The organism is Collinsella sp. OF02-10 (genome assembly GCF_003463445.1).
Classification (GTDB): Bacteria; Actinomycetota; Coriobacteriia; order Coriobacteriales; family Coriobacteriaceae; genus Collinsella.
Genome location: NZ_QSCW01000039.1, coordinates 1 through 475, shown reverse-complemented (window position 1 = coordinate 475; position 475 = coordinate 1). Strand labels below are relative to the sequence as shown.

Sequence of the window (475 nt, the reverse complement as noted above, 5' to 3'; positions counted from 1 at the left end):
AAGATGGCGCCGCTCGCGGAGGCGGCGGGGCGCGTCGGCGCGGGGGAGCTCGACTTCGCGGTCGGCAGCACCAACGTGCGTGAGGTGAACGACGTCCTCGCCGCGATGGACGCCATGCGGGCTTCCCTCGCCGAGTCGCTCGAGGCCCGCTGGGCCGCGGAGCGGGGGCAGCGCGAGCAGATGGCGTCGCTCGCCCACGACCTCAAGACGCCGCTCACTGTGCTGCGCGCCAACGCCGACTTCGTGGCGGAGGAGCTGGAAGACGAGAATGACAGCGACCTCTCGGCCGCCGCGCGCGACATAGCCGGCGGTGTCGAAAGGCTCGACGGCTACGTGCGCCTGCTCATCGAGGCCTCGCGCGGGTCCGGCGGGGCGGAGAGGGCCCCCATGCGGCCGGCCGAGCTCTGCGAACAGGTCCTCGCCGAGGCCGCCCAGATCGCCCGGGCGCGAGGCGTGACGCTCGACGCGGCCACGG

General features: G+C 74.3%; 1 protein-coding gene. It reads left to right on the top strand.

Going from position 1 to position 475, the window contains the following annotated elements:
- Window positions 1–475: HAMP domain-containing histidine kinase (locus DXA43_RS10390; RefSeq protein ID WP_199580571.1), on the top strand; the 475-nt coding region annotated here is incomplete at both ends.